We start from the raw sequence: 21,747 nt of genomic DNA, 5'->3' as shown, positions 1-21,747 counted from the left end.
AAGGAGTAGAGTGGATGCAACGGTTACTAAGCATAATTGGTGCAACTATATAGGTGTTTCATCTGCTTTTGCTTAGGCTGAAAACTACCTCTTTAATTAGAAGTAAAATGCATGCAAAGGAGATAGGCCAATGAATTTCTGGGAAGTTGTTTTGATAGTAGTGAATTTTAGTCTATTGAGTTGGATACTGTTAATAGGCAGAGAAACGAAAAAGTGGTCTAAATTAGCTACTTTGATTGCCGTTGTAATGGTTACAGTTCAGTTATTGGCAGAAGGTTTTAGGTGGCAGATGATTCCGGCATATGTATCCCCAGTTATCTTAATTTTATGCTATTTATTAACTGGGCGGAAAAAGGGCTTTAGAAGTTCGGGTATATACATAGTTAAGACTTCGTTACTATGTATCTATTTGTCTGTAGCAGTTGCGCTACCCTTACTTATGCCGGTATTTTCATTTGAAGAACCAACTGGTCCACATAGGGTCGGTACGAAGCTATATCATTGGGTTGATCATCAGAGAAATGAACCATATTCGAAAAATCCAAACGATCGGCGCGAACTGATGGTGCAAATTTGGTATCCTGCAGCTGAAAAAAGCAAGGGGGATCCAGAACCTTATATTCGTAACATAAATGAGCTCTCCAAGGGATTGGAAAAAACATTGTCTATTCCTGCATTTGCATTCAGCCACATGGAATTGGTAAAGTCTCATTCGTTTATGGATTTACAACTCTCAGACTCAGAGAATCACTATCCCATATTACTCTTCTCTCATGGTTTTAATGGTTTTCGTAATCAAAACACGTTTCAAGTTGAGGAGTTGGCTAGTCAAGGATATATTGTTCTAAGTATCGATCATACCTTTGATGCTGCAGCTACCGTCTTTCCAGGTGGTCGAACTGCTTACGTACAGCCCATCAATTTAACTGATGAAGGAGATAGCCACATAAAATTATGGGAGGAAGATGTCAGCTTTGTCCTTAATCAGATAGAGAAACTTAACGAAAACGATGAGACCGGTTTCTTTACAGGAAGACTGAATACCTCGCGAATTGGAATGTTTGGCCACTCTTACGGTGGAGCTACCGCAGCACAAATACTTGCAAAAGATTCTCGTGTCAAAGCAGCTATCAATATGGATGGTACATTGTATGGTGAAATTTTGCCTGAAAGTGGCATTGGAAAACCATTTCTGCTCATGAGTGCAGAAGAGCCTGATGAAGCAGATCCCTTTGAAGTGAGGGAGCGATACGGACGTGGGTTAGCTGGTGGTGGTATGTCAATGGTCATTCCTCATACGGATCATACAAGCTTTACCGATTTACATTTGTTCTCACCTCTGTTGCAGAGCCCAGGTGAAAATCCAAAGGAAGTTCATCGTATTATTAACGAATTCAGCCTGGCATTTTTTGACCAGTATGTAAAACAGGAGGATGACGGCTCAACCCTTAAAAGGCTGATGACCAAATACCCGGAAGTGAATTTTAAAGTAAACCGATAACTTTATGCAGAAAGTAACTTCATTATAAAATATTCAATAATTAAATGAAGTGCAAACGGATTTAATAAAAGTAGAAAAATTACTGTAATTATTAATTCGTCATAAAAATAGTTAAAAAAACCAGATAAGGTAATCATTTTTTCTACTAAGAAAGCGATTCGTACCATTTCCTTTGGCTCTTGTATTTATTACATTAAAGAATTTAATTTCTTCATCGTTATCTAAATAATGAAATGCTAAAAATGAAACATTCAAAGTGCTATCAGTTTCAGGAATATAATTCTTTTTGAAAAGCTACATTCAGCAGCTGGACACTTTATTTGAGATTGTTTATTATAATATCAAATGATATATTCATCTATCAAAAATGACGACTTTATACAGAAAAAGGGAGAGATTGACGATGAAGAAAGACTTGTCAGCGTTGAAGGAAGCGAGATTTAATGCAATTCTTGATTCAGCTACTATATTGCTTGTTGAAAATCCTACTGCTTCGATGAATGAAATTGCGGAATATGCGGGAATTGGAATTGCTACACTCCATCGCTACGTCGAAAGCAGGGAGAAATTGATGCTGTTCTTGGGCCATCGGGCTATACAAATGGTAAGTGATACTGTAAACCAGATTCCACTGGATGAGGAAAGAAGTGAAAACTATATCCCGGAACTCATTGAAGCGTTAATCCCTTTAGGTGACAAAATCTATTTTCTAGGTCATGATGCATCTGTATTTAACAACAAAGAATTAGGTGAAGCAGAAGAGAAGCTGAGGGAACCCTTAAGACGCGTTATTGAATTGCTACAACAAAGAGGTTACTTTCAGCAAACAGTTAGCAGCGAATGGATTTTGAATACGCTTTATGCTCTGCTTTTCCATACCTGGGAACAGGTACATGAAGGAAATGTGGCTAAAAAATCTGCTGCAGAGCTTGTTTTAAATACATTTTATTATGGTTTCAAAGCTAAGGATGAATTGAGAGGGAAGTGAACTGAACTGATTCAAATCCATGATAATTAATATTAATAATATAGAAAGTGAAAAGGAGCAATAGGATAATGAATAAAATCTCTATTGTAAAGGCTGTTCATCAATCCATGGTCGGCGCCCAGCTAAATGTAATGGCATTGGAATACATGGCGTTTCCACTTGCAGGATCTGAGGAGAAGAACACAGTCGATTGGACATTTTGTAAGCTATGGCGGCAGGAGAACAACCGTTTCAGTCATCAATACGCTTATGAAGCTCAAATGGACGGGAAAACTTTAGGGATGATTACTTGCTATCCCATACCAGTTTTAAATCGTCTTGCCTGGCCCACTTTTAAACAGCTGCTTTCGTTCCGAAAGCTGGGTTTTGTTGTTTATAACATACTGAATATCAAAATGCTTTATTCCATGTTTACCTTGAAGGAGGGAGAAGATGATGAGTTTCACATCGGAACAATTGCCTTACTGCCCGAAAGTCGAGGACTAGGGATAGGTACCAGACTAATTGAATCTGCTGAGGAACAAGCTTCGCTGCAAGGCTTTGCCAAATGCTCTCTGACGGTAAAGAAAGAGAACCAACTTGCCATTAAATTGTATCAGAGGATAGGATACCAGATTACAGGTGAAATCAATAAACCAAAGTTATCGTTGTACAGAATGGTCAAAAACGTAGAACCTTACAACCATTTATAAAAAATTTGTACAGTATTAGAGGGTACCACCACATGCCCATAAACTTAAGGATTCAAAATTACCCCAAAGTAAAAAATGTAAATTTTGTACAAGTTAACACAAAATTTTAGCTTGATAGTGATGGGATGGGGCCTCTATATAAAAAAACACAGTTTACACTCAAACTGTGTTTTTTCGACGTATAATGATTTATCAACATTTCTTTTTATTCTTTAAAATCAGCAACAGAACCAGGCCTCTCCTCAAAGTATAAATTCCAAGGGAGGAACCGTTTTTTTATTTACTTATATACGTACAGCTGTACCACTTACAGCAACCATTAACATTCCATCACGTACAACCTCGTAATCTACGTCAATACCAACGATAGCGTTCGCACCTTTTTGTTTTGCAAGTTCTTTCATTTCGTCCATCGCAATATCACGAGCGTCTTTTAGCTTACTTTCATAAGCACCAGCACGGCCACCGACAACATCACGAACTGAAGCGAATAAATCGCGGACAATGTTTGCACCCATAATAGCTTCACCATTTACGATATCAATATACTCAATAATTTCTTTACCTTGAATTCCAGAAGTTGTTGTTACAATCATGACTGACACTCTCCTAATAAGTTGTAGTTTTGATAAGATTTCTTATGCCTTAGAAAAAGTGGTTCTGGTGCCAAAAATACTCGATAGAAACATAGAGTATTTTTGCATCAAAACCTGCAATTGTTTAACATATGTATCGCTATGACATATGCAATTGAATGAAAATGATGCAATTGTTTAACATATGTATCGCCATAACATATGCAATGGATCTCTTAGAAATAAGATAAGCCGCAGTAAGTATCACTGAGCCAGGTAAATAAATAGCAATATCTGAAAGCTGGTTCGTATGAAGAACTGTAAAAATTATAATTGAGATGATAGATGCAATAGCAGTACCAATATAATGTGAAAAACGATTTAATATTATATGACGAAACACAATTTCTTCAAGCAATGGCCCTAGAATACCAAATACTAGCAATGTAAAAATAAGAGGTATCCCCGTACCTGTTTCAAGGAGCTGTTCTTGGTTCTCTGGCTGGGCAGTTGCTAGAAAACGCATAACAGATTGTTCTACAATTACCGTAAATAAAACCACCAGAGGAACACTTACTATTTTCAAAATTGTTTTCTCTTTAAAATAAGTAAAACTTTCAATAATTTCTTTCCTAAAGAAAATTATTCCTACAATAGCAGGTACAGTCAAACCGATGGCACTAAGAGCAAATTCTGATTCAACTAAATTGCTGTTAGTTAAAAGTGATAAGCCAAATAATATGAACAAGCCAATTTGAAGTAGTGCAAACATTGTATAAACTATTAGCATAATAATTTCTTTTTTATTCATTTTTATAAAGTTCACTTTATTGCCCCCGTAATTAAATTACCTACAATCTTTGATTTTTCTTTCTGCATAACGTTCTCCTTATAAATATATTTATATAAAGATTTCAAACCGGACAGTTCGGTCTGAATTGAAATCTAATAATACTACAAGTTTCTAGTTTTTTAAACCTTTTTTACAAAGTATTAACAAAATCAAAATGGAAAAAAGCAAATATATTTATATCTCAGTTGCTTTGTTACAATTTAATTCCAGTAATCATTAATGATTAATCTTTTATAGAATGAAGTGAAAGTGGGGGGAGTTCGAACACTTTAGCTAAACATATTAATAAAAATTATATATAATAATCATATGTCTATACGTTAAAATTAACTATATATTTTTACCCCTGCTACGAAGTTAGGTGAAAGTAGTTGTATAACATGACTGAATTGAATAATTGGTCATGTTAATTTTGACAGAAAATTCATTTGATTGATATAGATAATACAATTTGATTAACCTCTTTTCAAACCGTATTGTTTGAGGTTCAGATAATATAGGGGTTGATAAGATATTTTTGTTCCAAACTTCTTTATACTTACAAAAAAATTCAAGAAAATAGATGGTAAATATCACCTGAAATATTAAGCTCGTTTTTATTAGGAGGATTACAAAGCATGACTAAAGTTGATAAGGTTAAAGAAAAAATTATTGAAACATCTTTATATTTATTTAATACTAATGGGATAACTCGCACATCCATCCAGGATATAATGACAGCTACTGAATTACCTAAAGGATCTATTTATCGTAGATTCAAAAGTAAAGAAGAAATTGTCCTTGCTGCCTACGACAAAAGTGGTGAGATTATGTGGAGTCATTTTCATAAAGCAATGGAAAATAAAAAGACAGCAATTGATAAAATCCTTGCAATTTTCCTTGTATATCAAGATGCAGCTAATAATCCTCCTATTGCTGGAGGCTGTCCATTACTTAATAGCGCAATTGAAAGTACTGGAGTATTTCCAGAATTACAAAAAGCAGCAGCAAAAGGTTATGATGATACAGTAATGTTAATGGCTTCTCTCATAAAAGAAGGAATAGAGAAACAAGAACTTAAAGAAGATATAGATATTATATCGCTCGCTTCTTTTCTTGCATCTTCAATGGAGGGAGCTATTATGGCAAGTCGCGTATCTAACGATAATATACACCATCATTATTTTATTGAACAAATAAAACATCATCTTTTCTCTTATTCTAAATAAGTGAGAACTTGCAGTGTTTCCATCCGATTTTTATAAACTTAAATTGAATACATACCCCTTATGAACAGTATCTTTTGTTTATGAGGGGTATTTGAATAGCTTTTAGACGATGTTTCATGTTTCTTATTGAACGGCTTTGTTATCGTTACTACAGGAAAAGCAATAAAGAATGAATTACATATAAACTGATTTATATGTTGTAAGTGTTTCTATATTGAGTTTGTAAATCTACACAATAAGGTTTCATTATATATAATACGTAGAATAGAAGTTCAGTTAGATAAAATTCGGTAGTCGAATTTTTTTGCATAAAGCTGTATAATGCTTGTAACGAAAGGGAAATACAGGAAGGGATTTGTAATGAGTTACTATGGAAAAAGATAAACAACAATTAAGCGTTGAAGTTGCAAGATTATATTATCAATCAGATTATAGTCAGCAAGAAATTGCTAACAAATTAAATATTTCAAGACCGACGATTTCTAGATTGTTAAAGTACGCGAAAGAAAAAGGGTTTGTTCAAATTAGCATCGCCGATCCATTTGCGGATTTAGATAACGTTGGGAATTTACTGAAAGAAAAGTACAACTTGTTAGAGGCACATGTTGTGTTTTCTCCAGTACCGGAATATGCAACGATTACAGAGTATATAAGTAAATATGCTGCTGAGTATATGGAAAAGACGGTTAAAAACGGTGATATTGTTGGTGTAAGCTGGGGAATGACGATGTATGAAATTGCTAGAAAAATCGTACCGCAACATGTAAAAGGGGTAGAGGTTGTCCAGCTAAAAGGTGGCATTAGTCATTCGAGTGTAAATACATATGCGAATGAGACGATAGCTTTATTTGCAGATGCTTTTCAAACGACGCCAAGAAATCTACCTCTTCCAGTTATATTTGATAATGCAGTGACAAAAGAATTAGTAGAGCAGGATCGACATATTCATCACATTATCGAAATGGGGAAACAAGCGAATATTGCAGTTTTCACTGTAGGAACAGTGCGAGACGAAGCGCTGTTATTCCGATTAGGTTATTTCGATAAGGATGAAACAAGTTTACTCAAAAAACAATCAGTCGGTGACATTTGTTCACGTTTCTTTGATGGAGACGGAAATATTAGTAGCGAAGAGATTAATCAGCGTACAATTGGAATTGAGTTAGAGGAACTGAAATTAAAGAAACGCTCTATTTTAGTTGCAGGTGGTAATAGAAAAATAAAAGCAATTGATGGTGCGTTACGTGGCGGGTATGCAAATGTATTAATTATCGATCAGCATACAGCAAAAGAACTGTTACATTATGAAAAAGGTTAGAAATAAAAGGAGTTCTCAAAATGTTAATTTTGAGAACTCCTTTTATTTTGTTATGTATGAATGATAGGAGTCTTTTTTGAACACAAATTGCCTTTTAAAAAATAATTATGGATATGGAGATACATACTACCATTGTTAACATAGAAAATTTGATTATATATGAAGTGTTCTTTGTTAGAATGCGCTTTATTTACTACAAGAAAATGCCTTTTAAAAAAGAATGAACAAAATTTCAAAAGTGTATTTACATTTGTTCAACTAAGAGTTAGAATGAAGTTGTTAAAAGATATGGGGAGTGAAGATAATGAACATTGCAAAGTTAATTGACCATACAATTTTAAAAGCTAATACTACTAAAGAAGATGTTATGAAAGTAATCGAAGAAGCAAAGGAATATAAATTCGCTTCTGTTTGTATTAACCCAACATGGGTAAAATTAGCGGCTGATGAACTAGCTGGACATGATGTAGACGTTTGTACTGTAATCGGTTTCCCATTAGGAGCAAGCACTACTGAAACAAAAGCATTTGAAACAAAAGATGCTATCGCAAAAGGTGCAACTGAAGTTGATATGGTAATCAACGTAGGCGCTTTAAAAGATGGCGATAACGAATTTGTTGAAAAAGACATTTATGAAGTAGTACAAGCAGCAAAAGGAAAAGCTCTTGTAAAAGTAATCATTGAAACTTGCCTATTAACAGATGAAGAGAAAGTACGTGCTTGTGAATTATCAGTAAAAGCTGGTGCTGATTTCGTAAAAACTTCAACTGGATTCTCAACTGGCGGAGCAACTGCTGAAGATATCGCATTAATGCGTAAAACAGTAGGACCAAACGTTGGTGTAAAAGCATCTGGCGGTGTTCGTACACGTGAAGATGCAGACAAAATGGTAGCTGCTGGAGCTTCTCGCGTTGGAGCAAGTGCTAGTGTTGCAATCGTATTAAATGATGCAAAAGGTGCTACAGATAACTACTAATCGATAAAAGCTTAAAGCAATAGATATACGTTTAAAGTATATCTATTGCTTTAATAATTGAAAAAAATGTAAGCGGATACGAATGGGAGGAAACGGCTTATGAAATACTTAATCGGTGTTTTTGGCCTCGTATTGATTTTAGGTATCGCTTGGCTTGCTAGTAATGATAGAAAGAAAGTCAAATATCGTCCAATCATAACGATGGTTATATTACAATTCATTTTGGGGTTTCTATTATTAAATACAAGTGTAGGGAATATATTAATTAGCGGAATAGCAGATGGTTTTGGAGAGCTATTAAAATATGCCGCTGACGGTGTGAATTTCGTATTTGGTGGATTAGTAAATCAAAAAGAGTTTTCGTTCTTTTTAAGTGTATTAATGCCAATCGTATTTATATCAGCCTTAATAGGTATTTTGCAACATATTAAAGTATTACCTATTATTGTGAAATCTATTGGTCTAGCATTAAGTAAAGTAAATGGAATGGGGAAACTAGAATCATATAACGCTGTGGCATCGGCGATTTTAGGACAATCGGAAGTATTTATTTCGGTTAAGAAACAACTAGGGTTATTGCCAGAGAAAAGAATGTATACATTATGTGCATCAGCAATGTCTACAGTTTCTATGTCTATCGTTGGATCATATATGGTTTTATTAAAACCACAATATGTTGTAACCGCTTTAGTGCTTAACTTATTCGGTGGCTTCATCATTGCTTCTATCATTAACCCGTATGAAGTTACTGAGGAAGAAGATATGTTAGAAGTACAAGAAGAAGAGAAAAAGACTTTCTTTGAAGTATTAGGGGAATACATTATTGATGGATTTAAAGTTGCGATTACAGTAGCAGCTATGTTAATTGGTTTCGTAGCTCTTATCGCATTCATTAATGCAGTATTTAAAGGTGTAATCGGTATTTCATTCCAAGAAATTCTTGGTTATGCATTTGCACCATTTGCATTTATTATGGGTGTACCTTGGCATGAAGCAGTTAATGCCGGAAATATTATGGCAACAAAATTAGTATCAAATGAATTTGTCGCTATGACAGATTTAGCACAAGGAAACTTTAATTTCTCAGATAGAACGACAGCGATTATCTCTGTATTCTTAGTTTCATTTGCAAACTTCTCTTCAATTGGGATTATTGCAGGAGCAGTTAAGAGCTTAAATGAAAAGCAAGGGAATGTAGTCGCAAGATTTGGTTTGAAATTACTATTCGGTGCAACATTAGTAAGTTTCTTATCAGCAACAATCGTTGGTTTATTATTTTAATAGATTTATATAATATAAAAAGGAATGGTGATTGTAATGAGAATGGTAGATATTATCGCAAAAAAACGTGACGGCAAAGAATTAACGACTGAAGAAATCAAATTCTTTATTAATGGATATACAGACGGAAGTATTCCTGATTATCAAGTGAGTGCACTTGCAATGGCAATCTTCTTTAAAGATATGACAGATCGCGAACGTGCAGATTTAACGATGGCGATGGTTGAGTCTGGAGAAACGATCGACTTATCAGCAATTGAAGGAATTAAAGTAGACAAACATTCAACTGGCGGTGTTGGTGATACAACAACATTAGTATTAGGACCATTAGTAGCTGCTTTAGATGTACCAGTAGCAAAAATGTCTGGTCGTGGTTTAGGGCATACAGGCGGAACAATTGATAAATTAGAAGCGGTAGAAGGATTCCACGTTGAAATTACGAAAGAACAATTCATTGATATTGTAAACCGTGACAAAGTAGCTGTTATTGGACAAACAGGAAACTTAACACCTGCAGATAAAAAGATTTATGCATTACGCGACGTAACAGGAACTGTTAACTCAATTCCTTTAATCGCAAGTTCAATTATGAGTAAAAAAATTGCAGCTGGTGCTGACGCAATCGTACTTGATGTAAAAACAGGTGCTGGTGCATTTATGAAAACAGAAGAAGATGCAAAAGAATTAGCACATGCAATGGTACGTATCGGAAATAATGTAGGACGTCAAACAATGGCAGTTATTTCAGATATGTCACAACCTCTTGGATTTGCGATTGGTAATGCTCTAGAAGTGAAAGAAGCAATTGATACGTTAAAAGGTGAAGGTCCAGAAGATTTAACAGAATTAGTACTTGTATTAGGAAGTCAAATGGTCGTACTTGCGAAAAAAGCAAATACGTTAGAAGAAGCTCGTGAAATGCTAATTGAAGTGATGAAAAACGGAAAAGCAACTGAGAAATTTAAAGAGTTCTTAAGCAATCAAGGCGGAGATAGCTCAATTGTAGACAATCCAGAAAAAATGCCACAAGCGAAGTATGTAATTGATGTACCTGCAAAAACTTCAGGTGTTATTTCTAACATTGTTGCAGATGAAATCGGTATCGCAGCTATGTTACTTGGTGCTGGCCGCGCAACAAAAGAAGATGAAATTGATTTAGCAGTAGGTTTAATGTTACGCAAAAAAGTTGGCGATGCAGTAAAAGAAGGCGAGCCGTTCGTAACAATCTACGCAAATCGTGAAAATGTAGAAGATGTAAAAGCAAAAATTTATGAGAACATCTCTATCGCTGAAACAGCAGTGGCTCCTAAATTAGTTCATACAGTTATTACTGACTAATCATTATTTCATTTACTTTGAGGGGGAAATAATATGGATAAGAAAAAATATATTGAAGAAGCAAACAAGATGTTATCGAAAGCGTATATTCCGTATTCTAAATTTCCTGTTGGCGCAGCGTTAGTTACGAAAGAAGGGAAAATCTATACTGGTTGTAATATAGAAAATGCTTCTTACGGTTTATGTAACTGTGCAGAAAGAACAGCAATATTTAAAGCAGTATCAGAAGGTGAGCGCGATTTTAGTTACTTAGTTATTACAGGAGAAACTGATGGACCGATTTCACCATGTGGTGCGTGTAGACAAGTAATTGTTGAATTCTGTAATCCGAAAATGCCTGTATTACTAACGAATGTAAAAGGTGATGAAAAAGAAGTGACTGTTGAGCAATTACTTCCAGGTGCTTTCACAATTGACGATTTAAAATAAGTTGAAAAGCCATTTTGCAATTATTAATTGCAGAATGGCTTTTTTGTTCATATTCCGTTCATAAACTTTGCGTAAAATGATTGCAGCGAATATGGAAAGTTTACAGCAGGAGGAATATAATGAAGAAATTCTATAATGCGGCATGTAGTTACTTATTGGTTTATGATTTTGCTAAAAAAGTCATTTAAATAGATAGGAGTGGAAAGTATGATAGCACTTTTATCAAGTGTCATAGCGGTTTGTATGGCTGTTGGGGTAATGTTTCTACGTTTTAAAGCAGCGAAAAAGCCGGTAACGAAAAAGAAAATTATATTACCACCAATTTTTATGAGTACAGGCGCGATGATGTACTTTTTACCAGAGTTTCGATTAACATCGTTAGAAATAGTCGAGGCAATTAGTATAGGGCTTATTTTCTCTATTTTTCTTATTAAAACAACTAAGTTCGAAATAAAAGGCGAACATATATTTATGAAACCGTCAAAAGCATTCATATTCATTTTAGTAGGCTTATTAGCTGTACGCGTGGCATTAAAGTCATATTTAAGCCAATCAATTGATTTGGCAGAGTTAAGCAGCATGTTTTTCTTACTTGCATTTGCGATGATTGTGTCGTGGAGAATTGCGATGTATCGCTCGTTTACTAAATTAGAAAAGACAATAAACAGAGCTGGAATTTCTATATAGGAAATCCAGCTCTGTTTATGTTTTATTGAAATTTTTTAGCGTGGAACTCATTTGCTTAATTTTAAACGTATTTGAGCATCTTGTAATGCAACTGGTGTAACGTTAAGACCATTCGAATCAACAATTTTTGTATTTAATAAAATGGAATCTAGGCTTCCACGAAATGTTTCTGTATAGTTTTGACGTAACATTTGTTGTTCTTGTTTTTCATCAACTGTTAATCCAGTTGCTTTTTCTTTTTTTGACAATTCGTTAATACGGAATAAAATATTTTTCATTTGTTTCACCTCTAGTTAGATTCAATTGCATTAGTTACTTACTAATGTATAGTCATTTTAACCTATCTTTTAATAAGTGTCAATGTCTATAAAATGCCTTGTTTTGTAAGTGTATGGGGTGAGAGAGAATGTAAATGACTACTAATAATTGAAATAGAAAAGATGTTAATATACAATACTGCGGTAGGGTATATTAAGTTGTTGTTTTACATTATGAAAGCAATAAGCAAAAAGGAGTATGTAATAATGAATGCAGTAATTTCAAAGAAAGAAACAATCATCTCATATACGATTGCTATTTTAGCTATGGTAATAGCTGGTGTGTTATTAAATGATCCGGAAGTTATTTTGCCGGAAATAGCAGCGATGGCAATTGCTTTATGGGCGTATCGTGAGCCAGGATGGTTAAGACAACCAGAAAAAATTTTTATTGCAACGTCAATAACAGCTGTAATCGGTTTTATGGTGAATCAAATGGATATAGCCTATTTAGGGAAATTAAGCTTAACGCTTGTATTCATGATGCTGTTTTTACGTGTAATTCAATCCAATTTAGCACCATCAATTGCGACAGGTTTATTACCATTAGTAACAAATGCGACGGAATGGTCATTTGTTATCGCGGTCTGCGCTTTAACATTTATATTAATGGCTGGTGTACTTATATTTAAATTGAACAGTGGTCTGGAGCGAAAAGTGAATATACAGTATAAGTATATGATTGTATTTCTAATACTAAACTTTGTGTGGATCAGTTTATGTTGGATAACTGGTTATGAACAATTAGCAGTTATTCCACCAATATTAGTTGTCGTGTATGAATCACTTCAAAAGCCGATGTACAATGAAAAAATGGCTTTTAAACAAATAGTCGTATTAACTGCATCTGCAACTGTTGGAACGGTATTGTACTTTGCAATTGATTCATGGATTGTAGTCACTTTATTAAATATGATATTAATGCTTATTTTATTAAAAATTGTTGGTGTACGTATTCCGGCAGCGTATGCATTTCCATTATTGCCGCTCGTATTTCCAGATGAAATGATAAAAATGTTACCAGTAGCTTCATTTGTTGCAGGAGTATTTTTATTTGGTGCAGTACTACTGTATAAAAAGTGGGAGATGAAGCAAAAGGGCATGGCAATGTAGATAGAGTAAAGATAGCTTTTAATTAGTAAAATAAATAGACACCTGTGAGTGTCTATTTATTTTATGAAAAATTTAGTTTAATTCATTTAAGTAATGAACAAGTTCCGATGCTTTAGAGAAAAATGGAGAATGATCAGCTTCTAAAGTAATAATTTTCTTGCAAGGTGTTTCTGTATTCATTCGGCGCTGAAAATCAATTGGAATCGCTCTATCTAGAGTCGTTTCAATATAAATGCGATCTATGGCTCCAAAGTTTTCTTCAGATATTTTCAGCTCTTGTTGGAAGGGTCCTAGTGGTTGAGGACGCATTTGATTAAAAGATGCTTCTTTAATAGAACCGTCTTCTGTAGCATTTAAAAATGTTTGTTCAATTAGATTAGGTATAAGTTCAGCAGTCAAGTCATTTTCATTTATAGTGAATTGCGGGCCATCTTCTCCGTCTAATTTACTACCAAGACTTTCTCCATTTCGTGGTAAGAAAGCACAAAGATATACTAATTTATCGATTTTATTTGGTATAAGTTCAGCAGTTTGAGTAATAACGATTCCACCCATACTATGTCCAACAAGAATAACCTTTTCATTTTGTTGATTTATATTAGCTGTTACTGCATCAACATAGGAATCTAACGTTATATTTTGTGAAGGAGTTGTATCTTTCCCACTTCCAGGTAAGTCTAGTGTAATAACAGTGTGACCTAAAGCCTCTAGTTGAGGTTTTACTAATTCCCATGTCCATTCACCTTGCCATGCTCCATGTACTAAAATGTAAGTACTCATTTAATCAACACTCCTCTAGGGTATATAAGTTTCATCTATTTGTAATATTGATGATGTATACTCAGTGTAAATGAAGTGGTTTCATAAATATAATGAAGGTTATTTATAGATGATATAAATATATTTTATATAAGGAGAACAGAATGAATGTTTTTGATTTTAAAGTCTTTACATATGTGGCTCGTTTAAATAGTATTAGTCTGGCAGCAAAGGAATTACATATGACACAGCCAGCAATAACCCATATTATTAACAAATTAGAGAAACGATATGCTATAACGTTATTTGATCGCTCTAGACAAGGAACGATTCTAACTGAAAATGGCAAAGAATTTTTAGTTGGTGTGAATCGACTTCTAATGGAGTATGAAAAACTTGAGGAAACAGCTTTCCAGTTGAAGAATAAAAGCTTGTATAAAATTGTACTAGCTACGTATCCTTCCGTTACTGTATATTGTTTGGCGGAGTGTATTCAACTAGGGAATATTGATCATAGTCAATATGTACTTGCAGTTCGAGAAGGAAGCTATCAAGAAGTGTTAGATTGGCTATCATCAGGTAGTGCAGATTTTTCTATTTCTATAAAAGAAAATTTAATACAAGGATTTCATTATGATGTCATTGGTGAAGATCCGTATGTTATGGTTTCTTCAAAAAAAGTTCCGCCTAACCTTACTATTAATGATATAAAAAATTATCCTTTTATTATGCCACTTTCTGGTTGCAAAGAAGTGCTCGAACCGTATTTGATGAAAAATGAAATAACAGTTAATAAAGTGATGGAGTCAGAATCAATTAGTTCAGCATTAGCACTTACTATACAAGTTAATGGCATAACAATCGTTCCGTTATCAGGACTACATAAGCAAATTATTCATGACTTCATTGTACAGCCGATAGAAATTACAATTCCACGACAACTTATTATGCAATGGTCACCTAAAAAAGAGAATGACCCGCTTTTTCTCGCGTTTGTTAAGAATTTATTAGCTCAACTACAGCAAAAGAAAAAATGAATATAATATTACAAAAGATAAGCTCATTTCACTAGAGCTTATCTTTTGTATGTATTACCAATAAAGAGCAGTATCATAAAATCCGATTAAAATAAGGAGAAAACCAGCTATACGCTGAATGCTATTTCCTATTTTCCTGCTCTTCTTTAGTAATGCCCCGTTTAATCCCAGATAGGAGATGAAGGACATTAATACGACGATAGGAAGAGCAGTTCCTATCGAAAAGAACGTTGGAAACAAGTACCCGTAATTAAATGATAAAGATAAAGGGATTAACGTTCCAAAAAATAGAACGAACATAGTCGGACAAAAAGCTAAGGAAAAGAAGAATCCGAGTAAAAATGAACCAACTTCATTTTGATTTCGTATAAATTTAATCGAGAAGAAATATCTTCTTTTTATAATACCTGACAACAGTAGCCCCATTAAAATTAATAGGGGTCCCATCATTTTTCGTAACCATGGAAAATACAAAGTCAATATTTGCTGAATCTCTTTTCCTAAAAACCATACTAATAGTCCAAGCGTCGTAAAAGCCATTATTTTTCCTAAAATGAATAAAAGTATATGTTTCCATACATGTCCCTTTTGTAAAGATTGGTTGCTATAAAGTGTAATAGCACTAATGTTCCCTGTTAATTGGCAAGGAGCAAGGGTACCTACTATGCCTAATAAAAACGAAAATAAAAGAGGTACAGATTTCGTAGCATTCGCGGCATCCATTAAAGGAGACATGAGTTGATAGCTCCATTCACTTATTGTTGAAAACACGTTATATTCACCCTTCTACTTAAATTGGAATGTTCCTTCATTAGCAATCTGCTTCCACGTATTACCCTCATCTGTAGAGAGGAATACATTTGATTTCATTGTAGCAAATACGATTTCGGCTGAATTTTGAGGGTTTTGTGAAATATACATAATTGCATCTTTAGAATCTAAAGGTGGAATTTGTATGTTTGTTTCTTCATTTGTAGCAATTGATTTCTTCGTTACGATTTGCTTATTAATAGGGGCGTAAATAACATCTTCATTACTTAATGTAATTGCGGTCGATTCAAGTGATTTAGCGAATAGTTCAAATGTATTTCCGTAATCTGTAGATAAGTAAACACCGTCTTTAGCACTTACCGCGACTACACTAGATTGATTCGGATGTACTGAAAAGGAATGAATCGTACTTGAAAGACCTTTTAACTTACTATTTTTCCATTCTTGTCCGTTGTTCGTACTGAAATAAAAACCTTGTTGTAATTCAGAATTAGGGCGTTCGTTGTATAAATAAATTGCTTCCGTATTATATCCGACAGCAAGGTTATGAAAATCAGATTCTCCATAAAACGCTAGCTTTTCAAGGGTATTACCGCCATCAGAACTTTTCAATAATCCTAAAGGATTTTTTAAATTTGCACCTGGTTCAGGATGACCGCTGGCAAAGAACCCGTTCTTCGTTGCCTGAAAGCCCATATAATCATGTAGTCCAGTTTTAGTTTCAAGCCATTTTCCATTTTGATAAACTTTTATCCCGCTATGAGTGGCGATAGAAACCCCAGACATATTTCCTGCATAGCCAATTCCGTGAATGTGCTCGATTTTTCCAGATGTAACTTCTTTATAGAAGTCTTGCGGACTCGTATTTGCTGTTTCTATATTTTTTGGCTGAGATTGCACCGTTTCTTTTTTCACTGGTGCTGTTTCGACGTTGCTAGAACATCCTGAAATTATTAATAAAGAAGTAATTGCTAACCCTGTTGCTACATAATGTTTCAAAGTTATGGCTCCTTTCCTATATATGAGATTTTAAGTATATGGAATAAATATCAAGAAATTGTGGAGTGGTATGCATAATTTAGCGTGGAAGAGGCCCGAGTAATGAAAATTCTCCTTTCGCTATGAGTATAATTAATTGACGAAAAATTATAACAATAATAGAATAAATTGTATTGATGATTAGTTTCACAAGCATACATAGAACACTAGGGGGATTATTATGAAATCAACATTTTTTGCTCAAAATAGAGAAAGACTAACGAAAACATTACCTGATGAATCCGTTACGATTTTATTTGCGGGACAAGCACCGCATATGTCAGCTGATGCACATTATAAATTTGTACCGAATCGTAATTTTTACTACTTAACGGGAATCGATGAACCAAATGTTATTTTTATGCTAAAAAAGTTTGGGAATAGTGTAGAAGAGACACTTTTCATTGAAAAATCAGATCCAGTAATGGAAAAATGGGTTGGGAAGACAGTTTCTAGCGAAGAAGCAGAGGGAATTTCAGGTATAAAGAAAGTTGTATATTTAGATAGCTTTGAAAAAGCAGTGTCAAATATACTCTTTACAGAAAATGCGAAGCATCTATATTTAGATATAGAACGTCGCGAGTGGAATGGTACGGAGACAAAAACATTAGCATTTGCTAAACATGTAAGAGAACAATACCCACACGTAACAATTGGTAATGTATATCCGAACATTTGTGAATTACGAGTATTTAAAACAGAGGAAGAAATTGAAATTATTAAAGAAGCGATTGCTATAACGCAAGACGGTATTTACAACGTACTTAAGCATGCAAAAGCAGGTATGATGGAGTATGAATTAGAAGCTCAATTTGATTTTACACTGAAATCATCTGGCATTAAGCACCATGCGTTCAATACAATTTTGGCAAGTGGTAAAAATGCTACAGTTCTTCATTATGAAGATAATGATGCACAAATTCAAAATGGTGATTTAGTATTGCTAGATTTAGGTGCTCAAAAAGACTACTATAACGCTGATATTAGTTATACATTCCCGGCAAATGGAACATTCTCTAGTCGTCAAAAACAAATTTATAATATTGTATTAAAGGCATTAAAAGAAACAACAGAGATTATTAAGCCAGGATTAAAGTTCGCTGCATTAAATGAGCATACAAAAAAGGTGCTGGCAGAAGAGTGTAAAGCAATTGGCTTAATTCAAGAAGATGAAGAGTTATCAAAATACTATTATCATGGTGTCAGCCATTTCCTTGGTTTAGATACACATGATGTAGGAACATATAAAGATAGAGTGTTAGAAGAAGGTATGGTTATAACAATTGAACCTGGTCTTTATATTGAGGAAGAGTCGATTGGTATTCGAATAGAAGATGATATTCTTGTAACGAAAGACGGGTATGAAAACTTATCAAAAGATATCATTAGAGAAGTTGAAGAAATTGAAGAATTTATGAGTGTAAATAATGAACATGTAAAAGGAAACCAAGCTGTAGTTAAATAATAAAAAAGTCATCACTAATTTATTTGAACTTTATCTCGAATCGTGGACAATTAAAAAATCCAGGATTCGGGATAGGGTTCTTTTTATCTTCGAAATACTAATCTTTAATTATTAATCCTAATAAAGTTGCAAACTGAACAGCTTGATATGTTGATACTTTACATCCTCTTAAATCGTTCACTGAAACTGTAAGTGTATCAAAGGTAGAAGAACTAATATCTATCCCCTTCAGTGATGTCTGATCAAAATTAGCTTCATCAAGACTACATAATTGGAATTCAACTTTTTTAAGTTTACAGTCAAAAAAATCTGCATTATTTAATGAAGTTTCATTAAATATAATTTTTTCTAGTTTAGAATTCCCAAATGCTGCTAAATTCAAAATTGAATTCTCAAATTTAATATTTCCTAAGCTAGATTCTGCAAAATTAACCCCGATTAATTTACTGTTTTTAAATTCGACTCTATGAACAGAAGAATTGCTTAAATTAACATTTGATAAATCGCAGTTTTCAAAACAAACATCTGTAATATCAATATTGCTAAAGTCTGTATTAGTGAATTTACAATTCTTTATCACTGCATCATACAATCGCACTCTATCTACAGATTCATTTTCGAAAGTGGAGTCTATAATTTCACACACTTCTAATGTTGGATCTTCTTCATAAAAAATATCTTGAAAATTCTTTGAAGATAACTCTGGTGAAATTTTTGGTCTATCAATTTTCATCGTATATCAATCCTCTTCTATTTGATATATTTGTGTAATTTGAGTCTATTGTCTTCTTGTAAGGAACATTAGTTCTTATTATACAAAAATGTAAGTTCTTTTGTGAAGAGCATTTTAGCTACATTTTTCTTATTTAATAATAGCAGTGTTATTGTTTCTTAAGAAATAACGTCAAAACAAATACGAGAACGGCTAGTATAGTCGCTACAAGGAAAATATTTTGTATTTCTAAAATATTCGCCTCTTGTAATGTCTCCGCTTTTAGTAATCTTCCAATTAGCTTACGTAAGATCTAATTACATCTCCTTATTTTCTTGAAAATCAACTTCTATAATGATTTTGAAAAAGAAAAAGGAGGGATTTTCCATGAAGCGATTTGTATTAGCAGCCGTTACAGTCTCTGTAATATTTTTAATTGCTGCCTGTTCTGTGACGACAAATACAACAAATGATCATAAAAATATGAATGATAAAAAAACACTACAGACTGAAACAGCTACAACACCATTGAAGGTTGAAAAAGGACCAGAAGTTACTTTAATTGCGAAAGAAGAAAAGCAAAAATTAAGTAACGGTGTTATTGTTCCAGTCTGGACATTTAATGGCTCATCTCCTGGTCCAGAAATTCGGGTGAAAAAAGGTGAAAAGGTGAAAGTGACATTAAAAAATGAATTATCTGCACCAGTATCTATTCATTGGCATGGATATCCTGTCCCAAATAACATGGATGGAATTCCAGGCGTGACGCAAGATGCGGTTGAACCAGGAAAAAGTTTCACTTACGAATTTGAAGCGAACGTACAAGGAACGTACTGGTATCACTCGCATCAAGATTCTGTAAATCAATTAGATAGAGGTTTGTATGGAGCGCTCATTGTAGAAGATACAAAGGAAAAATATGATAAAGATTACACATTAATGTTGGATGAATGGGTTACAGATAAAGAAGAAATTAATAAGCAGTTAAAAGAAATGACAAAAGGGCAAATAGGTAATAAATCTAAAGGTAATGAAAATGGGGAAAAGAATGATGATATGGACATGGACAGTGATAGAAAAGACTCTAGTAATATGGCAGGAATGGACCATGGAAATATGAAGATGGAAGGTCATGATATGAGTATGTATGATTTATTCACAATCAATGGAAAAAGCGGTGATTTAGTAGCGCCATTAAAAGTGAATAAGGGAGATAAAGTTCGTCTTAGACTCGTCAATGCTGGTTATCTATCACATGATATACATGTTCATGGTCATGATATAAAAGTAATTGCGACAGATGGTCAGCCAATAAACGATCCAAAAGTTATAAAGGATAAAGTAATTTCAATCGCACCGGGTGAACGTTATGATATTGAATTTACTGCTAATAATCCTGGGAAGTGGTATGTTGAAAACCATTCAAAAAATAAAGGTGCAAAAGGAATGAAAGCTGTTATTGAGTATGATGGCAGCAAAGAGATGAAAGATAAAGCAGACGAAAAAGAAAAATTACTGAAAGTAGATATAATGAAATATGGTACTAAAAAATTAGGTAGTTTCACGTTAAATCAAGAGTATACTGCCACATATAATATGGACTTAAATACGCAAATGAATGGAAATGAAATGGTATATACAATTAACGGAAAGGTATTTCCAGATATTGACCCAATTCAAGTGAAAAAGGGTGATTTAGTAAAAGTGAAGTTGGTAAATCGTTCTAAAATGGATGATCACCCAATGCATTTACACGGGCACTTCTTCCAGGTGTTGAGTAAAGATGGAAAACCGATAAAAGGTTCTCCAATTGTAAAAGATACATTGAACTTAAAACCGGGTGAAGAATATGAAGTAGCCTTTGTAGCAGACAATCCGGGTGAGTGGATGTTCCACTGTCACGACCTACATCATGCTTCAGCAGGGATGGTAACGGAAGTGAACTATACAGATTATAAATCTGACTATGTTCCAAACCAAAACATTCCTAATAAGCCAGAATAATAGGAAGCAGTTATCCTATGGATAGCTGCTTATTCATTTTTGTTGCAAGTACTAATGTATATGTTGATTATGCCCAGGTGAAGGAGTATGATCTGGGAATGTCGCGAATACGGCAACGATAATTACTACACTAATTGAAAGTAATAACAAAAAACGTTGTTGGATAAAAGTAGAAAAGTTCTCCGATAACAATTGAATCACACAGGACATAGTAATCGTTATAGTAAGTAAAAGGCTAATGAACAATATACTATGAGCTTGTTGAGCGTTTAACATTTCTGTAATCATTGCTCCCATCATACTTGCCATTAATCCAGAGAACATTCCTTCTAAAGCAGTATATAGGTGAAAACGTAGACCGATTAAGAAACCGATAAAACCACTAATTAAAATAGCAAGCAAAGTAGAATATAGTAATTCCCCCTTAAAGAGAATGCCTAAGTAAAAACCAATACTTAAACCGATACTCATACTAAAAGACATAATAAATACCATATACTCCATTAGGGTACTCTTACGTTTAGAAATATTGGATGCAATAAGAATTGAGGTACAGCAAAGTGTTAAGGTAGTTAACGTATAAGCAAACATTATGATACCTCCTTGTCCTATCGTTCATTTCATCATATGTTTATATGGAGAGTACTTATGCTTATTAATATCTGCATATTATCTGCACAATTTC

23 protein-coding genes are annotated in these 21,747 nt (G+C 33.8%); 14 read left to right on the top strand and 9 right to left on the bottom strand.

Going from position 1 to position 21,747, the window contains the following annotated elements; translation table 11 throughout:
• The first annotated feature begins 130 nt into the window (after positions 1 to 130).
• Positions 131 to 1,501: an alpha/beta hydrolase family protein gene (locus tag MR170_RS02425; protein ID WP_242307033.1), complete on the top strand. Its 1,371-nt coding sequence runs from the start codon at positions 131 to 133 to the stop codon at positions 1,499 to 1,501.
• Between the two features lie 2 nt (positions 1,502 to 1,503).
• Here the strand turns inward: MR170_RS02425 and MR170_RS02420 are convergent, their stop codons facing one another.
• Positions 1,504 to 1,668, bottom strand: coding sequence for a hypothetical protein (locus MR170_RS02420; protein WP_016082058.1), 165 nt, complete (start codon positions 1,666 to 1,668; stop codon positions 1,504 to 1,506).
• A 236-nt stretch (positions 1,669 to 1,904) separates the two neighbouring features.
• Here MR170_RS02420 and MR170_RS02415 point away from each other — a divergent pair, with 236 nt between their 5' ends.
• Both MR170_RS02415 and MR170_RS02410 read left to right on the top strand, forming a co-directional pair.
• The gene (locus MR170_RS02415) at positions 1,905 to 2,489 is read left to right on the top strand and encodes a TetR/AcrR family transcriptional regulator (protein WP_043936825.1); all 585 of its coding nucleotides are present in this window, start codon (positions 1,905 to 1,907) and stop codon (positions 2,487 to 2,489) included.
• A 68-nt stretch (positions 2,490 to 2,557) separates the two neighbouring features.
• Positions 2,558 to 3,181, top strand: coding sequence for a GNAT family N-acetyltransferase (locus tag MR170_RS02410; protein WP_242307032.1), 624 nt, complete (start codon positions 2,558 to 2,560; stop codon positions 3,179 to 3,181).
• A gap of 284 nt (positions 3,182 to 3,465) precedes the next feature.
• On the opposite strand, the gene MR170_RS02405 is transcribed toward MR170_RS02410, so the two are convergent.
• Together MR170_RS02405 and MR170_RS02400 are read right to left on the bottom strand one after the other, a co-directional pair.
• Complete coding sequence (locus MR170_RS02405) at positions 3,466 to 3,777, bottom strand: heavy metal-binding domain-containing protein (RefSeq protein ID WP_000637505.1); 312 nt, start codon at positions 3,775 to 3,777, stop codon at positions 3,466 to 3,468.
• Positions 3,778 to 3,916: 139 nt separating this feature from the next.
• Entirely contained in the window at positions 3,917 to 4,582 is a 666-nt protein-coding gene (locus tag MR170_RS02400) for a CPBP family intramembrane glutamic endopeptidase (RefSeq protein ID WP_242307031.1), read from the bottom strand.
• Positions 4,583 to 5,226: 644 nt separating this feature from the next.
• On the opposite strand from MR170_RS02400, the gene MR170_RS02395 reads away from it, so the two are divergent.
• From MR170_RS02395 to MR170_RS02365, 7 genes are all read left to right on the top strand, one after another.
• Positions 5,227 to 5,817, top strand: a complete 591-nt coding sequence (locus MR170_RS02395; protein WP_016082055.1) for a TetR/AcrR family transcriptional regulator — start codon at positions 5,227 to 5,229, stop codon at positions 5,815 to 5,817.
• A gap of 370 nt (positions 5,818 to 6,187) precedes the next feature.
• Positions 6,188 to 7,135: a sugar-binding transcriptional regulator gene (locus MR170_RS02390; protein ID WP_016082054.1), complete on the top strand. Its 948-nt coding sequence runs from the start codon at positions 6,188 to 6,190 to the stop codon at positions 7,133 to 7,135.
• A 304-nt stretch (positions 7,136 to 7,439) separates the two neighbouring features.
• Positions 7,440 to 8,111 carry a deoxyribose-phosphate aldolase gene (gene deoC, locus MR170_RS02385; protein WP_001017440.1) on the top strand — a complete coding sequence of 224 codons (672 nt, stop codon included), beginning with the start codon at positions 7,440 to 7,442 and terminating at the stop codon, positions 8,109 to 8,111.
• A 99-nt stretch (positions 8,112 to 8,210) separates the two neighbouring features.
• On the top strand, positions 8,211 to 9,392 hold the full coding sequence (locus MR170_RS02380; protein WP_016082053.1) for a NupC/NupG family nucleoside CNT transporter: 1,182 nt from the start codon (positions 8,211 to 8,213) through the stop codon (positions 9,390 to 9,392).
• Positions 9,393 to 9,428: 36 nt separating this feature from the next.
• Positions 9,429 to 10,730 (top strand): pyrimidine-nucleoside phosphorylase, encoded by a 1,302-nt coding sequence (locus MR170_RS02375; RefSeq protein WP_001983022.1) that lies wholly within the window; start codon positions 9,429 to 9,431, stop codon positions 10,728 to 10,730.
• Positions 10,731 to 10,763: 33 nt separating this feature from the next.
• A complete protein-coding gene (locus MR170_RS02370; protein ID WP_242307030.1) occupies positions 10,764 to 11,159 on the top strand; it encodes a cytidine deaminase in 396 nt (131 codons plus the stop codon).
• A gap of 207 nt (positions 11,160 to 11,366) precedes the next feature.
• Entirely contained in the window at positions 11,367 to 11,846 is a 480-nt protein-coding gene (locus tag MR170_RS02365) for a CcdC family protein (RefSeq protein ID WP_043935006.1), read from the top strand.
• 47 nt (positions 11,847 to 11,893) lie between these two features.
• Here the strand turns inward: MR170_RS02365 and MR170_RS02360 are convergent, their stop codons facing one another.
• The gene (locus MR170_RS02360) at positions 11,894 to 12,124 is read right to left on the bottom strand and encodes a DUF896 domain-containing protein (protein ID WP_061660350.1); all 231 of its coding nucleotides are present in this window, start codon (positions 12,122 to 12,124) and stop codon (positions 11,894 to 11,896) included.
• A gap of 246 nt (positions 12,125 to 12,370) precedes the next feature.
• On the opposite strand from MR170_RS02360, the gene MR170_RS02355 reads away from it, so the two are divergent.
• Entirely contained in the window at positions 12,371 to 13,276 is a 906-nt protein-coding gene (locus MR170_RS02355) for a hypothetical protein (RefSeq protein WP_242307029.1), read from the top strand.
• A 72-nt stretch (positions 13,277 to 13,348) separates the two neighbouring features.
• Here MR170_RS02355 and MR170_RS02350 read toward each other — a convergent pair whose 3' ends face one another.
• A complete protein-coding gene (locus tag MR170_RS02350) occupies positions 13,349 to 14,056 on the bottom strand; it encodes an alpha/beta fold hydrolase (protein ID WP_242307028.1) in 708 nt (235 codons plus the stop codon).
• 143 nt (positions 14,057 to 14,199) lie between these two features.
• On the opposite strand from MR170_RS02350, the gene MR170_RS02345 reads away from it, so the two are divergent.
• Positions 14,200 to 15,072: a LysR family transcriptional regulator gene (locus MR170_RS02345; RefSeq protein ID WP_001100328.1), complete on the top strand. Its 873-nt coding sequence runs from the start codon at positions 14,200 to 14,202 to the stop codon at positions 15,070 to 15,072.
• 54 nt (positions 15,073 to 15,126) lie between these two features.
• On the opposite strand, the gene MR170_RS02340 is transcribed toward MR170_RS02345, so the two are convergent.
• Positions 15,127 to 15,843: an urease accessory protein UreH domain-containing protein gene (locus tag MR170_RS02340; protein ID WP_219993459.1), complete on the bottom strand. Its 717-nt coding sequence runs from the start codon at positions 15,841 to 15,843 to the stop codon at positions 15,127 to 15,129.
• A gap of 15 nt (positions 15,844 to 15,858) precedes the next feature.
• Entirely contained in the window at positions 15,859 to 16,842 is a 984-nt protein-coding gene (locus tag MR170_RS02335; protein WP_242307027.1) for a F510_1955 family glycosylhydrolase, read from the bottom strand.
• Positions 16,843 to 17,062: 220 nt separating this feature from the next.
• Between MR170_RS02335 and MR170_RS02330 the strand changes: the two genes are divergently transcribed.
• Positions 17,063 to 18,346 (top strand): aminopeptidase P family protein, encoded by a 1,284-nt coding sequence (locus tag MR170_RS02330; protein ID WP_242307022.1) that lies wholly within the window; start codon positions 17,063 to 17,065, stop codon positions 18,344 to 18,346.
• 97 nt (positions 18,347 to 18,443) lie between these two features.
• Here the strand turns inward: MR170_RS02330 and MR170_RS02325 are convergent, their stop codons facing one another.
• Positions 18,444 to 19,079: a pentapeptide repeat-containing protein gene (locus tag MR170_RS02325; protein ID WP_097960250.1), complete on the bottom strand. Its 636-nt coding sequence runs from the start codon at positions 19,077 to 19,079 to the stop codon at positions 18,444 to 18,446.
• A gap of 366 nt (positions 19,080 to 19,445) precedes the next feature.
• Here MR170_RS02325 and MR170_RS02320 point away from each other — a divergent pair, with 366 nt between their 5' ends.
• The gene (locus tag MR170_RS02320) at positions 19,446 to 21,062 is read left to right on the top strand and encodes a multicopper oxidase family protein (protein ID WP_242307021.1); all 1,617 of its coding nucleotides are present in this window, start codon (positions 19,446 to 19,448) and stop codon (positions 21,060 to 21,062) included.
• A gap of 51 nt (positions 21,063 to 21,113) precedes the next feature.
• Here the strand turns inward: MR170_RS02320 and MR170_RS02315 are convergent, their stop codons facing one another.
• Positions 21,114 to 21,653 (bottom strand): hypothetical protein, encoded by a 540-nt coding sequence (locus MR170_RS02315; RefSeq protein WP_016082040.1) that lies wholly within the window; start codon positions 21,651 to 21,653, stop codon positions 21,114 to 21,116.
• Positions 21,654 to 21,747 lie beyond the last annotated feature (94 nt).

The organism is Bacillus cereus group sp. BfR-BA-01524, from assembly GCF_022662595.1.
Taxonomy (GTDB): domain Bacteria; phylum Bacillota; class Bacilli; order Bacillales; family Bacillaceae_G; genus Bacillus_A; species Bacillus_A thuringiensis_S.
This window is presented reverse-complemented; position numbering and strand designations above follow the sequence as displayed.

Coding starts and splice junctions, on each gene's coding strand:
- MR170_RS02410 (WP_242307032.1), top strand. CDS start 2,558: ATGAATAAAATCTCTATTGTAAAGGCTGTTCATCAATCCATGGTCGGC.
- MR170_RS02420 (WP_016082058.1), bottom strand. CDS start 1,668: ATGGTACGAATCGCTTTCTTAGTAGAAAAAATGATTACCTTATCTGGT.
- MR170_RS02365 (WP_043935006.1), top strand. CDS start 11,367: ATGATAGCACTTTTATCAAGTGTCATAGCGGTTTGTATGGCTGTTGGG.
- MR170_RS02360 (WP_061660350.1), bottom strand. CDS start 12,124: ATGAAAAATATTTTATTCCGTATTAACGAATTGTCAAAAAAAGAAAAA.
- MR170_RS02415 (WP_043936825.1), top strand. CDS start 1,905: ATGAAGAAAGACTTGTCAGCGTTGAAGGAAGCGAGATTTAATGCAATT.
- MR170_RS02375 (WP_001983022.1), top strand. CDS start 9,429: ATGAGAATGGTAGATATTATCGCAAAAAAACGTGACGGCAAAGAATTA.
- MR170_RS02405 (WP_000637505.1), bottom strand. CDS start 3,777: ATGATTGTAACAACAACTTCTGGAATTCAAGGTAAAGAAATTATTGAG.
- MR170_RS02320 (WP_242307021.1), top strand. CDS start 19,446: ATGAAGCGATTTGTATTAGCAGCCGTTACAGTCTCTGTAATATTTTTA.
- MR170_RS02355 (WP_242307029.1), top strand. CDS start 12,371: ATGAATGCAGTAATTTCAAAGAAAGAAACAATCATCTCATATACGATT.
- MR170_RS02425 (WP_242307033.1), top strand. CDS start 131: ATGAATTTCTGGGAAGTTGTTTTGATAGTAGTGAATTTTAGTCTATTG.
- MR170_RS02325 (WP_097960250.1), bottom strand. CDS start 19,079: ATGAAAATTGATAGACCAAAAATTTCACCAGAGTTATCTTCAAAGAAT.
- MR170_RS02370 (WP_242307030.1), top strand. CDS start 10,764: ATGGATAAGAAAAAATATATTGAAGAAGCAAACAAGATGTTATCGAAA.
- MR170_RS02380 (WP_016082053.1), top strand. CDS start 8,211: ATGAAATACTTAATCGGTGTTTTTGGCCTCGTATTGATTTTAGGTATC.
- deoC (WP_001017440.1), top strand. CDS start 7,440: ATGAACATTGCAAAGTTAATTGACCATACAATTTTAAAAGCTAATACT.
- MR170_RS02315 (WP_016082040.1), bottom strand. CDS start 21,653: ATGTTTGCTTATACGTTAACTACCTTAACACTTTGCTGTACCTCAATT.
- MR170_RS02395 (WP_016082055.1), top strand. CDS start 5,227: ATGACTAAAGTTGATAAGGTTAAAGAAAAAATTATTGAAACATCTTTA.
- MR170_RS02350 (WP_242307028.1), bottom strand. CDS start 14,056: ATGAGTACTTACATTTTAGTACATGGAGCATGGCAAGGTGAATGGACA.
- MR170_RS02330 (WP_242307022.1), top strand. CDS start 17,063: ATGAAATCAACATTTTTTGCTCAAAATAGAGAAAGACTAACGAAAACA.
- MR170_RS02345 (WP_001100328.1), top strand. CDS start 14,200: ATGAATGTTTTTGATTTTAAAGTCTTTACATATGTGGCTCGTTTAAAT.
- MR170_RS02390 (WP_016082054.1), top strand. CDS start 6,188: ATGGAAAAAGATAAACAACAATTAAGCGTTGAAGTTGCAAGATTATAT.